The following is a 15,602-nucleotide window of genomic DNA, read 5'->3' on the forward strand; positions in this document are numbered from 1 at the left end:
GCGTGTCCGGCTGCACCTGTGGTACCTGCCGCCTGCATTCTTTTCGCAGGCGGGCCGCAGGCGTCAGTCGGCGCCTGGCCTTCCCTGCGCCCTCCTCACGAGAGGGTGAAATGATCAGCACAACTCGGACGCATCTGCGCCGCGAGGCAGCTTTCCTCTGTTCGTCTCGCAGGCGTTGATGTCGGAGATCCGCAACGAACAGGCTCAGCGCGTCGCAAGGCTCAGCGGCCAGTCAGATCCCAGCGCATCTATGGAACATGGTCGGCTGGAGCAGGTGCATACCCGCGCAGGTTGGCCTGGAACGCCGCGACATCGTCCCGGCGATTCATTACGGCAGGATGACGTCATGGTGCGGCGCCGAAGAAAATCACGCTTGCGCAAAATGAGCTGAATGCAAGCTGAACGGCTGTCGTTCAACTTTCAAATTTTTAAAGCAAGACAGAGGCGAGTTTGGCGATTTTTAGGTTGTTTAAAGCTCCAGTTCCGCACTATTAGCGCAACGATGAGCCCGCCAATGCCGGAATCGTCGACGGATCAAACGAGCCAGTCATAAACAGCCATGGCGCCTGATACGAACCCACTTCCGCGGATGATCAGCACCAAGCGGCTGGTCATGGGCTTGGCCGTGCTGGCAATCGCAGGCGCAGGCGCCTACGGCTACACCCAGCTGGGATCCTCGACGGCGTCCAAGGACAATATCGAGCTGTCCAGCCAGTCCAAGCGCAACGGCACGACCTTCACGCCCTCGGCCGCGGAATGGGCGACTCTGACGATCGAGCCGGTGTGTGAAAAGATATTCCGTGCCGAGCACATCACCGAGGGCAAGGTGGCCGTCGACGAGGATCGCTCGACACCGGTGTTCTCGCCCTATGCCGGCCGCGTGACCAAGCTGCTGGCGCGTCCGGGCGAGACCGTCCGCCAGGGGCAGCCGCTGTTCGTGATCGAGGCGGCCGACACCGTGCAGGCCCAGAACGATTTCATCGCCGCCATCACATCGATGAACAAGGCGAAGTCGGCGCTCGACCTTGCCGACATCCAGTACAAGCGCGCCAAGGACCTGTTCGAAGGCCGGGCGATCCCGCTGAAGGATTTCCAGCAGGCGGAGGCGACCTCCGTTCAGGCCCAGAACGACATGCGGTCGTCGCAGACCGCGCTGGAGGCCGCGCGCAACAAGCTGCGCATCCTCGGCTTTACCGATGCGGCCATCTCCGACTTCCAGAACAAGGGTGTGATCGACCGCGAGATCACGATCTATGCGCCGATCGGCGGCACCGTCGTGCAGCGCAAGGTCGGCCCCGGCCAGTACGTGAACTCCGGCGCGAGCGATCCCGTTTTCGTGATCGGCGATCTCTCCACCGTCTGGCTGACCGCCTTCGTGCGCGAGAGCGACGCGGCGCTGGTGAATATCGGCGAGGAGATCCTGGTCAACGTGCTCGCTCTGCCGGGCCGTCCGCTGAAGGCGAGCATCAACTACGTCGCGGCCTCGATCGACCCCGCGACGCGGCGGCTGCTGGTCCGCGCGACCATCGACAACAAGGACGGCCAGCTCAAGCCCGAGATGTTCGCAAACGTGACGATCTACTCGCCGGGCGAACAGCCCGCGGTGGCGGTGCCGCGGCAGGCCTTGATCTACGAAGGTAATCAGGTCCGTGTCTGGGTCGCCCGTCCCGACAAATCGATCGAGCTGCGCAAGATCAAGACCGGGTTGATCAACGGTGATCAGGTCGCGGTCGAAAGCAACCTGAACTCGGGCGAGCAGATCGTGACCAAGGGCAGCCTGTTCATCGATCGCGCTGCCTCCGGCAGCTGAATTGGTTCTCGTCCTGCCGTGCTGAAAGCTCCGATCTGAATGGACCGCCTCGTTTCCATCGCCGTCCAGCGGCGCTTCCTGATGGTTGGAATGTTCGTCGCCGTCCTGATCGGCGGCCTGATCGCCTTCCGCCAGCTCAACATCGAAGCCTATCCTGATCCGACCCCGCCGATGGTCGACATCGTGACCCAGAGCCCCGGGCTCTCGGCCGAGGAGATCGAGCGCTACATCACCATCCCGATCGAGACCCAGGTCGCCGGCATCAAGAACCTGCGCACCATCCGGACGATCTCGCTGTACGGCCTGTCCGACGTCAAGCTGCAGTTCTCGTTCGACTACACCTACGACGAAGCCTTGCAGCAGGTGCTGAACCGCCTGTCGCAATTGTCGCCGCTGCCCGGCAACGTGACGCCGCAGATCTCGCCTTTGAGCGCCGTCGGCGAAATCTATCGCTACCGGCTGCGCGGTCCGCCCGGTTACAGCGTGCTCGACCTCAAGACCCTGCAGGATTGGGTGCTGCAGCGGCGCTTCCGCGCCGTGCCCGGCGTCATCGACGTCACCGGCTGGGGCGGCAAGACCAAGACCTACGAGATCCAGGTCGATTTCAACAAGCTCGTCGCCAACGGCCTGACCCTGCCGCAGCTGCTGCAGGCGGTCGGAAACTCCAACATCAATGTCGGCGGCAACACGGTCGAGATCGGCACGCAGTCGGCCGTGGTGCGCGGCGTCGGCCTGATCCGCTCGATGGACGACCTCGCCAACACCATGGTGTCGCAGAGCGGCGGCAATCCGGTGCTGGTGAAGGACGTCGCCAACGTCACGGTGGCGGAGAAGCCGCGGCTCGGCATCGCCGGCCTCAACAACAATGACGACATCGTTCAGGGCATCGTGCTGATGCGGCGGGGTGAGCAGAGCTCGCCGACGATCGCGCGCGTCGAGCAACTGGTCGATCAGATCAACAGCTCCACGATCCTGCCGCCGGGCGTGCGCATCGAGCGGATCTACGACCGCAAGGACCTGATCGACACCACGACCCACACCGTGCTACACAACATGGTGGTGGGCATCGGCCTCATCGTGCTGCTGCAGTGGGTGTTCCTCGGCAATCTCAGGAGCGCGCTGATCGTCGGCGCCACGATTCCGTTCGCGCTGTTCTTTGCCGTCATCATCCTGGTGCTGCGCGGCGAGTCCGCCAACCTGCTGTCGGTCGGCGCGATCGATTTCGGCCTGATCGTCGACGCGACAGTGATCATGGTCGAGGCGATCTTCCGCCGCCTGACACAGACCACGCCGCTGTCCGAGGCGGAGGAGAGCCACATCTCGCCAGAGACGATGATGGGCATGAAGAGCCACGCGATCCTGTCGGCCGCAGCCGACGTGTCGCGCTCGATCTTCTTCGCCGCGGCCATCATCATTGCGGCCTTCCTGCCGCTGTTCACGCTCAGCGGCGTCGAGGGCAACATCTTCGGGCCGATGGCCCGCACCTATGCCTATGCGCTGGCCGGCGGCCTGCTCGCGACCTTCACGGTGACGCCGGCGCTGAGCGCCATCATCCTCCCGGCGCATGTCGAAGAGACCGAGACCCGGCTGATGCGGTTCTTGCACGCGATCTACGCGCCGGTGCTGCGCTGGGCGGTCGGCAACCGCAATCTGGTGATGGCGGGCGCGATCGGCCTCGTGCTTTTGACCGTGGTGGTCGGCCGGCTGCTCGGCCTCGAGTTCCTGCCGAAGCTGGAAGAGGGCAACCTCTGGATCCGCGCGACCTTGCCGCCGACGATCTCGCTGCAGGAAGGCAATTCCTACGTCAACGAGATGCGCAAGATGATCCGCGCCCGTCCTGAGGTCGAAGCCGTGGTCTCGCAGCATGGCCGTCCCGACGACGGCACCGACGCCGCCGGATTCTTCAACGCCGAGTTCTTCGCGCCGCTGAAGCCGGTCAAGGACTGGCCCGGCACCAAGGACAAGGATCAGCTCACGGCCGAGCTGTTGAAACAGCTCGACGACCGCTTCCCCGGCGTGGAGTTCAATTTCTCGCAATATCTGCAGGACAATGTCTCGGAAGCCGTGTCCGGCGTGAAGGGCGAGAACTCGATCAAGCTGTATGGCAACGATCTGCAGGCGCTGACCGACACGGCCAACAAGATCAAGCAGGTGCTCTCGACCGTGCAGGGCGTCACCGATCTTGCGGTGTTCACCTCGCTCGGCCAGCCGACGGTGCAGATCGACATCGACCGCGCCAAGGCCGCGCGCTATGGGCTGGCGCCCGGCGACATCAACGCCACCATCAAGGTCGCGATCGGCGGCGACACCGCGGGCGACCTTTATGAACCGGGCAGCGACCGGCATTTCCCGATCATCGTTCGCCTCGCGCCCGAATATCGCAAGAGCGCCGAGGCGATCGAGAATCTCCGGATCGGTGCGCAGGGGCCGAACGGCATCACGCAGATCCCGCTGAGCGAGGTCGCGACCATCAAGCTGGTGTCCGGCGCGGCCTATATCTATCGCGAGCAGCAGGAGCGTTATCTTCCGATCAAGTTCTCCGTGCGCGAGCGCGACCTCGGCAGCGCCATCCAGGAGGCGCAGCAGAAAGTGGCCGACCAGGTGCAACTGCCGGCCGGCTCGCGCGTGGAATGGGTCGGTGAATTCGGCAACCTGCAGGATGCGATCAAGCGGCTGTCGATCGTGGTGCCGATCAGCCTTGCTTTGATCGGCGTCCTGCTGTGGTTCAATTTCGGCTCGATGGCCGACACCTTGCTCGCCATGAGCGTGATCCCGATGGCGATCTTCGGCGGTGTCGTCGGTCTCGTGCTCACGGGCATTCCATTCAGCGTGTCGGCCGCGATCGGCTTCATCGCGCTGTTCGGCATTGCCGTGATGGACGGCATCATCATCCTGTCGCAGTTCAACCAGCTGATCGACGAGGGCGTCGATCGCATCGAAGCGGTCATCCGCACCGGCGAATTGCAGCTTCGCCCGGTGCTGATGACCTGCGTCGTTGCCGGCATCGGCCTGTTTCCCGCGGCACTGTCGACCGGCATCGGCTCGCAGGTGCAGAAGCCGCTCGCGATCGTCGTCGTGACCGGGATGATGCTGGCGCCTGTCGTCATCCTGATCACGCTCCCGGTCCTGATCTCGCTGTTCTCCCGCCGGAGGGTCCGCTAGATCCGCATGTGCTCGTCGATGCGCGCGGCTGCATCTGCATCGACCGCGGCGGCATCGACGATCTCACCGCGCTTGAACACGAGGTAACGGTCACTGATGGAGAGTGCGAACGGCAGATGCTGCTCCACCACGATCATCGAGGTGCCGATCTCGCGCCGGACGCGTACCAGCACCTCGGAGAGACGATCGACGACGGAGGGCTGAAGACCTTCGGTGACCTCGTCGAGCAGCAGCACGTCGGGCTTGGCCATCAGCGCGCGGGCCACGATCAGCATCTTCTGCTCGCCGCCGGACAACGTTCCCGCGCGCTGGCCGAGCCGCCTGGTCAGAACCGGAAACCAGCCGCCGACCTGCTCGAACAGCGCGTCGATGTCCTTGTCAGAGAGCAGGCCAAGCCGGAGATTGTCGCGCACCGACAGGTCCTGGAACAGCGCATGCTCCTGCGGCACATAGACCAGCCCCATCTTGCGCTTCAGGTGCGGCGCCACCCGCGTCACGTCCTTGCCCGCGAGCCTCACGCTGCCGCGCCAGGCCGGCAGGAAGCCGAGGATGGCCTTGAGCAGCGAGGTCTTGCCCATGCCGTTCTTGCCGACGATCGCCAGCGTTTCGGCCTTCGCCAGCGCGAACCCGACATTGCTGATCACCTCCGACGAGCCATAGCCGCTCGCGAGTTCTTTGACTTCCAGCGTCGTGCTCATGCCGGCACCTCCGCATGCGACACGTGCTGGCCCGTATAGATCTCGCGGACCAGCTCGCTGTTGACGACCTCGTCGACCGAGCCGTCGAGCGCGAGGCGGCCCTGATGCAGCACGATGATGCGCGAGGAGATCTCGCGGACGAAATCGAGATCGTGCTCGACCAGGAGAATGCAGAGCCGGTCACGGCGGGCGAGGGTGGTCAGGATGTCGGCAAAGCCCTGCCGCTCGGCGCGGGTGAGCCCGGCGGTCGGCTCGTCGAGCAACAGCACGTCGGGCTCGAGCGACAGCACCATGGCGAGTTCGAGCGCCTGCTTCAGGCCATGGCTGAGATTGCGCGCCTCCTCGTCGAGCCGCTCGCCGAGGCCGGAACGTTCGACGACGGACATGGCTGCGGGCGGCAGCGCCAGCGAGGCAGAGCGCGAGGTCAGCGCGGGCGGATCGGCATGCGTCCGCGCGACGCGCAGGCACTCGGCGACGGTCAGCGTTTCGAACACCGACGCCGTCTGGAACTTGCGTCCCAGGCCGAAGCGCACCACGCGATCCGGCGGCAGCCGCGCGATGTCGTGGCCGGCGATCGCGACCTCGCCGGTCGAGCGTTCGCGTCCATCGGACAGGCAACGGATCAACGTTGTCTTGCCGGCGCCGTTGGGACCGACCAGGCTCAGCAGCTCGCCGCGATAGGCCGTGAATTGCACGCCGTCCAGCACCGCGAGACTGCCGTAATGCTTGCCGAGTGCGCGCACTTCGATCGCGATGGCATCGGGATTGCTGACCGCAGCGACGGCCGCCGCCGGTTGCAGGATCGTCGCAGCCCCTGTCGCCGAACGTCCGCGTTTGAGGAGGCGCATCACCGCGCCGAGCAGGCCATCGGGGAACACCAGGATCACCACGATCAGCGCGAGGCCGACGATCAGCTCCCAAACGTAGGGCAGGCTGTTGGCGAGATAGGCGCTCGCGACCTCGATGCACAGCGCGCCGATCACAGGACCGATCACGGTGCCGCGGCCGCCGAGCGCGACCATGATCACGAGGTTGGTGCCGAAGGTGAAGCTGGCATTTTCCGGCGCCGCCACCGCTCCGAAGCCGGCATAGAAGAAGCCGGCCAAGGCGGAGACGATCGCCGACAGCACCAGCACGACGATGCGCAGGCGCGACGTGTCGATGCCGAGATAGGTGCAGCGCGCATCGTTGTCGCGCAGCGCCGACAGCAGCCGCCCGGTGTCGCTGCGCATCACGATCAGCGCGAGCACGGCCGTGGCGAGCAGTCCGAGGCCGGCGAGGCGCAGCCAGGTCTCGATCTCCAGATCAAAACTCTCGAAGCCGACGAGGCCGCTCGAGGAGCCGGTGAAGGTGCCGCCCGAATAAAGGATCTGCACCAGCACGATCGGCACCACCAGCGAGATCACGGAGGCGTAGAGCGGCGTGGAGCCGGGATAGAACGACAGCCAGCCGGTGAAGGCAGCAACGGCCGCAGCAACGGCGACCGCGGCGCCGATCGCTGCGCAAATCTGCCAAGGGCCGAAGCCATATTCGGTGAACATGATGGCGAGCGCATAGGCGCCGATGCCGAAGAAGGCGGACTGGCCGAAGGTCAGCGTGCCGCAATAACCCCACATGATGTCGACGGTGATCGCCGCGATCGCGACGAAGCAGGCGCGCACCAGGATGTTCACGAGGTAGGTGTCGAGCAGCAGCGGCGCGACGATGATCACGCCGGCGGCGAGCGCCACCAGCAACGCGGGGACGATCAGGCGCGGCATGGCTCGCTTCGTTGGCGACGTCGCGGGAGAGGCGAGGGGGCGCGCATCAGGCACGGGCAAACCCCTCCGGCCGGATCCGCAGCACGATGGCGGCGCAGATCGCGATGGTGAGACCGCCGAGGATCGGATTGACGAAGGTGGAGACGAGAACCTGCAAGGTGCCGAGCACGGCGCAGGAGCCGGCCAGCGCCAGCAGCGAGCCGCCGGACACCATGACCAGCATGAACGCGCCGATCAGCCAGGGCACGCCCATGTTGGGATCGACGCTCGACAGCGGCGTGATCAGCGCGCCCGACAGTGCGGCGAGTCCGCTGCCCAGCGCGAAGGTGATGAGCCTGACGCGCGAGGAGTCGACGCCGAGGCCCTGGGCCAGCATCTCGTTCATGATCACGGCCTTGGTCGACAGACCAAGCCGGGTGCCGTTGAGCAGGGCTGTGAAGAGCAAGCCTACAATGATCGCCGCGACGATCATCACCAGCCGATAGGCGGAATAGTCGGCGCCGAACAGATGCACGGTGCCCGAAATCGGCGCCTGCACGAACTGCACCTCGCGGCCGAACATCAGCGTGATGAGTTGTCCGAGCACGATGCCGAGGCCCCAGGTGGCGAGGATCGCATCGAGCGGGCGCTTGTAGAGACGGCGGACGATCACGATCTCGGTGACGGCGCCGCAGACCGCGCCGGCGACGAAGGCCAGCGGCAGGATCAGGAACCAAGGCAGACCCAGTTGCGCGCCGACCAGGGCGGCATAGGCGCCGACGGTCAGGAAGGCGGCGTGGGCGAAGTTGATGATCTTCATCACGCCGAACACGATCAGCAGACCGGCGGCGATGATGAAGAGCATGGCGGCCGTCGTGACGGCATCGAGGGCGACGGTCAGCATGGTCACTTCCACATGAGAGAAGCGGGGCGGGCTAAAGTCCGCCCCGCGGGATCATACGCGATCAGGTCCTCATCGGTCAGGATTTGCCCGGGCACTGCGCGCCGGGGTCGACGTTCGCAAAGCTTTGGATCACCTTCACGCTGCCGTCGGCCTGGACCTGGCCGAGATACATGGTCAGCGGCGCGTGACGCTGCTTGTCCATCTTGATCGTGCCGCGCGGGCCGTCGACCGAGACCTCGGCGAGCGCCTTCAGCACCTTGTCCTGGTCGGTGCCGCCGGCCTTCTCGACCGCGGCCTTGTAGGCGTAGACGGCTTCATACTGCGGGACCGAGAGGTCGTTCGGGGTCTTCAGCTCGGCGCCGAACTTCTTGGCCATCGATGCCAGGAAGGTCTTGTTGGCCGGCGTGTCGATGCCCGTGACGTAGGAGGCGGACAGATAGATGCCCGCGGCATCGGCGCCCATGCCCTTGGCAGTGCCTTCGTCGACGGCGAGGTTGCCGTAAGGAAGGTTCACGCCAGCCGCGCGCAACTGCTTGGTCAGGGTGACGTTCGGCGCGCCGCCCGCCGTCGAGGTGATCAGCGCATCGGCGCCGGAGGCCTTGAGCTTTGAGATGATCGAGGTCCAGTCGGAGCCGTCCATCGGCAGGTATTCCTCGCCGACGACCTTTCCGCCCGTCTTCTCGATGTACATTTTCGTGAAGGCCAGCATGCCGCGGCCGAAGGCGTAGTCGGAGCCGATCAGGAAGTAGCTCTTCGCCTTCTTCTCCTTGTTGAAGTAGTCGACGATCGGCGGCACCTGCTGGTCCGGCACCCAGGCGTTGACGTACAGATACGGGCTGCAGGACTTGCCCTCGTAGAACGAGGTGTAGATGTAGGGCGTCTTGCCGCGGGCAACGATGGGCAGGCCGGCGTTGCGGGCCGCGCTGGTCTCCATCGAGATCAGCACGTTGACCTTCTTCTGGAAGATCAGCGCGTCGAACGCCTTCTGCGCGCCGGCGGCGCCCGAGGCGTCATCGGCAACTTCCAGCTCCAGCTTGCGGCCGAGCACGCCGCCCTTGGCGTTGATTTCTTCGACCGCGAGCTCGGCGGATTGCACCACCGACGGCGCGACGACGGAGTTGGCGCCGGACAGGCCGACGGGGACGCCGATCTTGATCGGATCGGCGGCCAGGGCAGGCGAGAGTGCTGTTGCCGCCAGAGCGAGCGCCAGCGAGGTGGTCAGAAAACGCGATGTCATCGTTTGTCCTCCGTGAATGGTCGAATGAAAAGAGTGTCAGTACCAGCCGCGCTTGACGTCGCTGCCGAGCATCTCGTCGTAGACGTCGGAGCGGCGGTCGCGCAGGACCTGGTTGAAGGCGTTCCAGTTGCGGGCGCGGCGGGCCTCGCCGAGCGCCACATCGGCAATCACGATCTCCTCCTTGTCGCGGCTCGCGGGGCCGGCGACCGGCCAGCCGGTGTAGCTGACGATCAGGCTCTGGCCTTCGAACGGCTGGCCGCGCTCGACGCCGACGCGGTCGGCGCAGGCGATGAAGATCGAGTTGGAATGGGCGGCCGCCATCGCCAGGATGTTGGCCATCGCTTCACGGCCCTCGGCCTGGCCGGGGATCGGCACCCAGTTGGTCGGCACGCAGACGATGTCGGCACCCTGCAGCGCGTTGAGGCGGTAGCTCTCCGGGAACCAGCCGTCGTAGCAGATCGCCATGCCGATGCGGCCGATCTCGGTGTGGTAGACGGGGAAGCCGAGATTGCCGGGCTCGAAATAGAGGTTCTCCTCGTTCCACAGGTGCACCTTGCGGAACGTGCCGATGTAGCCCTTCGGCCCGATCAGCACGGCGCTGTTGTAGAGCTTCGTCCCCTCGCGCTCGCAAATGCCGGCGACGAGATGCAAGCCATGCCTGGCCGCGATCTCGCTCCACGCCGTCACCGCGGGACCGCCGGGGATCGTCTCCGAGGCGGCGAAGGCCTCCTCGCGCGATTTGAACACGTAGCCCGAGGAGGCGAGCTCGGGGAGCACCACGAGCTTGGCGCCTTGGGCTACCGCCTGTTGGATCAGGTCGAGGCTGTGGGCGAGGTTGGTTTCCAACTCGCCGACCATCGGCTGCATCTGGATGCAGGCGATCCGCAGTTTGCTGTCGTCATCCGTCGTCAAGGCACGAGTCTCCGTTGCGTTCGCGAGGGTCGCGCGCGCCAAACAAAAAGCCCCCGACTGCGCCTTGCGACGCAATACGAGGGCTGCATAGCCTGATGTGAAATGGCCGACCGGCCATTGGCGGACATCCGATGTCCGCGCTGGCCTCAAGTAACTCAAATGCGCGAAGCGAAGTCAACGCCGTCGCTTGCAAAAATTTGAGGCCGCCGCTGCCCAACGCATGGGCGCGGCAACGCACGTTCAGCGCGAGGCCGGCGCATCGAGCACTCCCAACCCTCCCAGCGTTTCCTGCGCATTGATGATGGAAATCGCGATGTCGGCCATCGCGACGCGCTTCTGCGTCGCCTGCGCGCGGATCAGCTCATAGGCCTCGACCTCGCCGACCTGTTTCAAGCCCATCAGGATCTTCACCGCCTTGTCGACGTCGCGCCGCGCCTTCAAGGTCTCCTCGAGCTTCTGCACCTTGCCTTCGAGCCTGCGCGTGTAGCCGCGCAGCGAGCGCGCCAGCACCAGCGACGAGAGAATGCCGAACGAGCGGATCGGCTTGTTGACGACACCATGCGCATTGCTGTCGAGCAGCCGCTTGAGGATGGTCGGGTTCTCGTAGTCAACGATGGCGATGAAGGTGAGGGGATGATCGGTGGTGCCTTCCGGGAAGATCATCTCCTCCGAGGTCTCGATCAGCTGGAACACCGTGTCGATGTCGTGCGGGATCGCGGCCGGCGGCGGCCACACGCCGCGCACATTGCAGCCGATGCGCTTGAGCTGGTCGATCAGCGCATCGCCCTCGGCGTCGCGCGGATGGATCACCAGCACGCGGGCGCCGCGCAGCTCGTCGATGAGGCGGCGCACGCCGGGCTTCATGCGGTCATCCGGCCTCATGCTGACAGCGCCTCTTCGCTCAGCCAGCGGCCGCCGATCGGCGATAACGACAGATACGGGTCCGGCTTGATCGGGCTCTTGCTCTCCCAGACGATGTCGAATTGGCCGTCGGCCCGCACGCGTCCGATGCGCGGCGTCGTCCAGACATGGTTGTTGTCGGGATCGATCCGCATCGGTCCCTCCGGCGCCTCCAGGCTGAGGCCGAGCGCGGCCTCGACCAGCTTCTGGGTGTCGAGGCTGCCGGCCTGCTCGAGCGCCAGCGCGAACAGTTTTATTTGGGCATAGGCCGAGGCGCTCCACATGCTGACCGGCGTATCGGCGCCGAAAGTTGCTGCAAACGCTGCCTTGAAGCGCGCGTTGCTGTCGCGCGCAAGCGTGCCGAAATAACTCGCGGCGGTGAGGTGGCCGGCACAATATTCGGCGCCGATGGCGCGCACCTCGCCCTCCGCCATGGTGAGGCTGGCGATCGGCAGCCGCTTCGGATCGAAGCCTGACTTCGCATACATGCGGTAGAAACGCTGCGCGGTGCGGCCGACGATGGTCGAGAACACGACGTCGGGCGCGGCGTCCCTGATCGCATCGAGGCCGCGCGTCAGCTCGGCGTCGGTGGCCTCCATCGTCACATACTGCTCGCCGACGACCCGGCCCGCATAGGACTCGACGAGGTCGCGCATGATGCGGTTGGATTCGCGCGGATAGATGTAGTCGGAGCCAATCAAATAAACGCGCGGACCATGCTTGCGCACGATGTATTCGGCGAGCTGGAATGCGTTCTGGTTCGGCGCCGGCCCCGTGTAGATCACGTTCGGCGAATACTCGAAGCCCTCGTAGAGCGAGGGATACCAGAGCAGGCCGTTGCGGCGTTCGATCGCCGGGAGCACCGCCTTGCGCTCCGCCGAGGTCGAGCAGCCGAAGATGACGGAGGCGCCGTCCTCGGTGAGCAGGCGGTCGGCGAGCTTGCGGAAGGTTTCCGGCTGCGATCCCGGATCATAGGCGATGACCTCGATCTCGCGGCCGAGCACGCCACCCGCCTTGTTGATCTCCTGGATGGCCAGCGCCGTGCCGAAGAAGTGCTCGGACTCCGTGACCTCCATCAGGCCGCTGCGCGAGAACAGCACGCCGACGCGCCAGACATCCTTGTCGGATGATTTTGCGGTCGGTCTCGTCGTCATCATCATGCCTCCAGGTCGACGGGCCGGTCGGGCCGGCCCGGAAAGCGCGGACTATTGCGGCTCGGCGCGCGGTTGGCAACGGGGCGAAGTGGGCAGAGAAGGTTCCAGATCAGGACGAGCCGTAGCATCGCCGCGACGCCTGGGCGTCCGGATGATGCGATCGGCGGGCCCTCGTCAATGATGAGGGCGCAGGGAATGCCGGGCGCTGGCCGCACCCATGGCCCGCCTGCAGAAAGAAAAGCAGGCGGCAGTCACCACAGGTCAGCCGAGACATCCCGGCATTCCCTGCGCGATGGGCTTTACGCTTATACGCGCTCTCCTCGGGGACCGGCTGGTTGACCCCGTCGGCCGCAGAGCTCGTCAGACCTCCGCAAACCTTGACCTCGGCATCGGGAGGCCAGGACCACGCGATTTCACGTACGCCAGGACATCGCTCGTCCGCACATCACGCGCGCCGAGGCCCTGACGTCCACCGCATTGCCGGTCCAACGTGTCGTGACGACGCGTACGCCCCTCATCCGGACCGGAACGCGAGACTTATAAGCATGATTTGCTGATTTTCGGAAATGTTTTATTTTTCGTCGGGGCTCTTGAAACGGGCTTTGTGGTTGATCGAGTGGACGAAATTGGTGTTTTGGCGCACGCCTATTCAATTCATTGGCGCCGTCGTCATGGCCGGGCATCCACGTCGTTTCGAGCGCGCAGCACGACGTGGATGGCCGGGACTGGCCCGGCCATGACGACGTGGAAGCAGAGGGGCTCAACATTGCGACCCAATGGAAGCCCGAATGGCGCGTTCGCGCGTTGGCCGCTATTGAGTTCGAAGATAGGGGGCATCGTAATGCCGGGAGCCTCCGGCATTTTCGATGTCGCTGCCAGATGAAGGACTGACATGCGCAGTTTCGAAGACCGGGTCCTGCTGTTTCTGCTCGCCGTGATCACGCTCGCGCTCGGCTGGATCCTGCTGCCGTTCTACGGCGCGCTGCTGTGGGGCGTCGTCGGCGCGATCGTGTTCGCGCCGCTGCGTCGCCGGCTGTCACGGTCGATGCACGGTCGCGATGGGCTCGCGGCGGCGATCGTCGTGCTGCTGGTCATCCTGATCGTGATCATTCCGCTGTCGCTGATCGGCACGGCGCTGGCGCAGCAGGCGGCCGGTGTCTACGGACAGATGCAGGGCGGCCAGCTCGACGTCGGCCAGTATTTCCAGAAGATGCTGGACGCGCTGCCCGCGTGGATCGTCGATCTGCTCAACCGGTTCGGGCTCGGCAGCCTGGCGGGGCTAAAGGACCGGCTGTCCGCGCTGCTGCTGCGAGGCAGCCAGGTGATCGCAGGCCAGGCGCTGAACATCGGGCAGGGCACGTTCGAGTTTTTCGTCAGCCTGTTTCTCATGCTCTATCTGCTGTTCTTCCTGCTGCGCGATGAGGAGACGCTGTCGCGGCGCATCGCGGACGCCATCCCTTTGCGCGACGAGCAACGCGGCGCGCTGCTCTCAAAATTCATCATCGTCATTCGCGCGACGGTGAAGGGCAATCTGGTGGTCGCTCTGTCGCAGGGTGCCCTGGGTGGCTTGATCTTCTGGTTCCTCGGCATCACCGCGCCGCTGCTGTGGGCGGTCGTGATGGCGTTCATGTCGCTACTCCCCGCGGTGGGCGCGGGCATCGTCTGGTTTCCGGTCGCGTTGTATCTGCTGGCGACCGGCTCGATCTGGCAGGGCGTGATCCTGATCGCCTATGGCGCGCTCGTCATCGGTCTCGTCGACAATCTGCTGCGTCCGATCCTGGTCGGGCAGGATACCAAGATGCCGGATTATGTGGTACTGCTGTCGACCTTGGGCGGCATCGAGGTGTTCGGGCTGAACGGTTTCATCATCGGCCCCGTCATCGCGGCGATGTTCATCGCGATCTGGGACATGTTCACGACGGTGCGGCACGAAGAGCGCGCGGTCGCTGACGTGACAGGTAGTCCTCGTAGGGCGGATTAGCGCAGCGTAATCCGCCGTGACGTCGAGGAGAGTGTTGCGGCGGGTTACGCTGCGCTAACCCGCCCTACGAACTGGGCTCGTGGATGGAATACGTCTCAAAATCCGTAGAGCCTCGCCGGATTGTCCACCAGGATCTTCTTCCTGGTCGCGGCGTCCGGTGCCCACACCGGGAGCTGGTTCATCAGGCGGCCGTCGTCGATCGGATAGAACGGCCTGACGTCGGTCACTTTCAGCTCGGGATGCGGCGAGGAGTCCGGATGCGGCCAGTCGGTGCCCCAGACGATGCGGTCCGGGTTCGCGGCGATGAGGGCTTTCGCGAACGGGATGACGTCCGTGTAATCAGGGCCTTTCGTGGAGGCGCGGTAGGCGCCGGAGATCTTCACATAGGCCTTGCCGCTGCGGACGAGCTCGACGAGGTCGGCGAAGCCCGGCTGCTCGAGGCCGAGATCGGCCTGGGCGCCGCCGAAATGATCGAACACGGCCGGCACTGGCGACTGCATCACGAGGTCCTTGATGGCCGCGATCATCGGCGTGTTGGTGTAGAGCTGGATGTGCCAGCCGCGCGCTTTCATGCGTTCGACGGCTGCCTGGAAGCGGGCGCGGCCGACCTTGGGATCGTTGATGCCGCCGGTCGCGAGATTGAGGCGGATGCCGCGGAAGCCGTCGGCGTTCATCATGTCGAGCTGTGCGTCGGTGGTCTTGTCATCGATGACGGCGACGCCGCGGGCGTCGTTGCCCCTGGCCTTCATGCCGTACAGCGTCGCGGAATTGTCGGTGCCGTAGACGCTCGGCGTCACGATCACCACGCGCTTGATGTGCAGCGCCTTGTGCAGGGCGGCCATCTCCTCCGGCAGCGCCGGCTCCGGCGTGTAGACGCGAGTGGCGGCGAAGGGAAATTTTTCGGGATCGCCGTGGATGTGGGTGTGGCAGTCGCAGGCGTCGGCGGGGACGTCGAAGTCGACCGGCGTGGCCGGTTGTGAGGGCTTGGCGCGGGCTGTCGTCGTCATCGTCACTCCGGCGGCGAGCGAGGCCAGCAGCAGGCTGCGGCGGTTCAACATGATGGTTCTCCCCGGATGTCGCGTGTGCGTTGAGGGTGACGCGCGTG

The 15,602-nt window shown here is 65.2% G+C and carries 11 protein-coding genes; 3 read left to right on the top strand and 8 right to left on the bottom strand.

Annotated elements, in window-relative coordinates:
- Positions 1 to 589: 589 nt before the first annotated feature.
- Both NLR35_RS03845 and NLR35_RS03850 read left to right on the top strand, forming a co-directional pair.
- On the top strand, positions 590 to 1,810 hold the full coding sequence (locus tag NLR35_RS03845; RefSeq protein WP_374940787.1) for an efflux RND transporter periplasmic adaptor subunit: 1,221 nt from the start codon (positions 590 to 592) through the stop codon (positions 1,808 to 1,810).
- A 39-nt stretch (positions 1,811 to 1,849) separates the two neighbouring features.
- The gene (locus NLR35_RS03850; RefSeq protein ID WP_257165244.1) at positions 1,850 to 4,972 is read left to right on the top strand and encodes an efflux RND transporter permease subunit; all 3,123 of its coding nucleotides are present in this window, start codon (positions 1,850 to 1,852) and stop codon (positions 4,970 to 4,972) included.
- Here NLR35_RS03850 and NLR35_RS03855 read toward each other — a convergent pair.
- From NLR35_RS03855 to NLR35_RS03885, 7 genes are all read right to left on the bottom strand, one after another.
- Entirely contained in the window at positions 4,969 to 5,670 is a 702-nt protein-coding gene (locus tag NLR35_RS03855) for an ABC transporter ATP-binding protein (protein WP_257165245.1), read from the bottom strand. The two genes, NLR35_RS03850 and NLR35_RS03855, sit on opposite strands and share 4 nt — an antisense overlap.
- A complete protein-coding gene (locus NLR35_RS03860) occupies positions 5,667 to 7,430 on the bottom strand; it encodes a branched-chain amino acid ABC transporter ATP-binding protein/permease (RefSeq protein ID WP_257165246.1) in 1,764 nt (587 codons plus the stop codon). The genes NLR35_RS03855 and NLR35_RS03860 overlap by 4 nt, the downstream gene beginning before the upstream one ends.
- A 46-nt stretch (positions 7,431 to 7,476) precedes the next feature.
- Positions 7,477 to 8,313, bottom strand: coding sequence for a branched-chain amino acid ABC transporter permease (locus NLR35_RS03865; RefSeq protein ID WP_257165247.1), 837 nt, complete (start codon positions 8,311 to 8,313; stop codon positions 7,477 to 7,479).
- A 76-nt stretch (positions 8,314 to 8,389) separates the two neighbouring features.
- Positions 8,390 to 9,550, bottom strand: a complete 1,161-nt coding sequence (locus NLR35_RS03870; protein ID WP_257165248.1) for a substrate-binding protein — start codon at positions 9,548 to 9,550, stop codon at positions 8,390 to 8,392.
- Between the two features lie 36 nt (positions 9,551 to 9,586).
- Complete coding sequence (locus NLR35_RS03875) at positions 9,587 to 10,462, bottom strand: nitrilase family protein (RefSeq protein ID WP_257165249.1); 876 nt, start codon at positions 10,460 to 10,462, stop codon at positions 9,587 to 9,589.
- A gap of 240 nt (positions 10,463 to 10,702) precedes the next feature.
- Positions 10,703 to 11,326, bottom strand: a complete 624-nt coding sequence (locus NLR35_RS03880; protein ID WP_257165763.1) for an ANTAR domain-containing response regulator — start codon at positions 11,324 to 11,326, stop codon at positions 10,703 to 10,705.
- Between the two features lie 14 nt (positions 11,327 to 11,340).
- Positions 11,341 to 12,516, bottom strand: a complete 1,176-nt coding sequence (locus NLR35_RS03885) for a transporter substrate-binding domain-containing protein (RefSeq protein WP_257165250.1) — start codon at positions 12,514 to 12,516, stop codon at positions 11,341 to 11,343.
- A gap of 892 nt (positions 12,517 to 13,408) precedes the next feature.
- Here NLR35_RS03885 and NLR35_RS03890 point away from each other — a divergent pair.
- The gene (locus NLR35_RS03890; protein ID WP_257165251.1) at positions 13,409 to 14,497 is read left to right on the top strand and encodes an AI-2E family transporter; all 1,089 of its coding nucleotides are present in this window, start codon (positions 13,409 to 13,411) and stop codon (positions 14,495 to 14,497) included.
- A gap of 95 nt (positions 14,498 to 14,592) precedes the next feature.
- On the opposite strand, the gene NLR35_RS03895 is transcribed toward NLR35_RS03890, so the two are convergent.
- A complete protein-coding gene (locus tag NLR35_RS03895; protein WP_257165252.1) occupies positions 14,593 to 15,555 on the bottom strand; it encodes an amidohydrolase in 963 nt (320 codons plus the stop codon).
- Between the last annotated feature and the right edge of the window lie 47 nt (positions 15,556 to 15,602).

The organism is Bradyrhizobium sp. SRS-191 (genome assembly GCF_024586915.1).
In the GTDB taxonomy this organism is placed as follows: Bacteria; Pseudomonadota; Alphaproteobacteria; order Rhizobiales; family Xanthobacteraceae; genus Bradyrhizobium.

Coding starts and splice junctions, on each gene's coding strand:
- NLR35_RS03845 (WP_374940787.1), top strand. CDS start 590: ATGATCAGCACCAAGCGGCTGGTCATGGGCTTGGCCGTGCTGGCAATC.
- NLR35_RS03850 (WP_257165244.1), top strand. CDS start 1,850: ATGGACCGCCTCGTTTCCATCGCCGTCCAGCGGCGCTTCCTGATGGTT.
- NLR35_RS03855 (WP_257165245.1), bottom strand. CDS start 5,670: ATGAGCACGACGCTGGAAGTCAAAGAACTCGCGAGCGGCTATGGCTCG.
- NLR35_RS03860 (WP_257165246.1), bottom strand. CDS start 7,430: ATGCCGCGCCTGATCGTCCCCGCGTTGCTGGTGGCGCTCGCCGCCGGC.
- NLR35_RS03865 (WP_257165247.1), bottom strand. CDS start 8,313: ATGCTGACCGTCGCCCTCGATGCCGTCACGACGGCCGCCATGCTCTTC.
- NLR35_RS03870 (WP_257165248.1), bottom strand. CDS start 9,550: ATGACATCGCGTTTTCTGACCACCTCGCTGGCGCTCGCTCTGGCGGCA.
- NLR35_RS03880 (WP_257165763.1), bottom strand. CDS start 11,326: ATGAAGCCCGGCGTGCGCCGCCTCATCGACGAGCTGCGCGGCGCCCGC.
- NLR35_RS03885 (WP_257165250.1), bottom strand. CDS start 12,516: ATGACGACGAGACCGACCGCAAAATCATCCGACAAGGATGTCTGGCGC.
- NLR35_RS03890 (WP_257165251.1), top strand. CDS start 13,409: ATGCGCAGTTTCGAAGACCGGGTCCTGCTGTTTCTGCTCGCCGTGATC.
- NLR35_RS03895 (WP_257165252.1), bottom strand. CDS start 15,555: ATGTTGAACCGCCGCAGCCTGCTGCTGGCCTCGCTCGCCGCCGGAGTG.